General features: G+C 36.7%; 1 protein-coding gene. It reads left to right on the top strand.

Annotated elements, in window-relative coordinates; translation table 11 throughout:
* The coding region (locus VQ048_RS12535; RefSeq protein ID WP_327611968.1) for a TraG family conjugative transposon ATPase at positions 1-459 on the top strand (459 nt) is incomplete at its 5' end.
* Positions 460-496: the final 37 nt, after the last annotated feature.

Genomic DNA, 496 nt, shown 5'->3' with positions numbered 1-496 from the left:
GGAATGGCAGAGTATATTAAGTATCTGTTTAAAACCGTTCGTAAATACTTTGGTGAAGCCGTAATTGTAACCCAAGAGGTGGACGATATTATTCACTCTCCAATAGTAAAAGAGTCCATTATCAATAACTCCGATTGTAAAATATTGCTCGACCAAAGGAAATATATGAACAAGTTTGAGGATATTCAAAGAATGCTTGGACTTACCGAAAAAGAAAAATCTCAAATTCTTTCTATCAATCAAAACAATGCTCCTAACCGATTGTACAAAGAGGTGTGGATAGGCTTAGGCGGTGCCCATTCGGCAGTCTATGCTACTGAGGTAAGCCCCGAAGAATATTTAGCTTATACCACCGAAGAATCTGAGAAATACGAAGTAATGCAATTGGCTAAAAAACTCGATGGCAACTTGGAATTAGCCATTCGCCAAAAAGCACAGGAGAGAAGAGAAAGTCTTTAGGATTCTAATACTTTACCCATTTAATAACTTTTAAATT

Source organism: Bergeyella anatis (genome assembly GCF_036016955.1).
Classification (GTDB): Bacteria; Bacteroidota; Bacteroidia; order Flavobacteriales; family Weeksellaceae; genus JAYWXI01.
The sequence above is the reverse complement of the archived record's forward strand: the minus strand, read 5'-3'. Positions and strand labels throughout refer to the sequence as shown.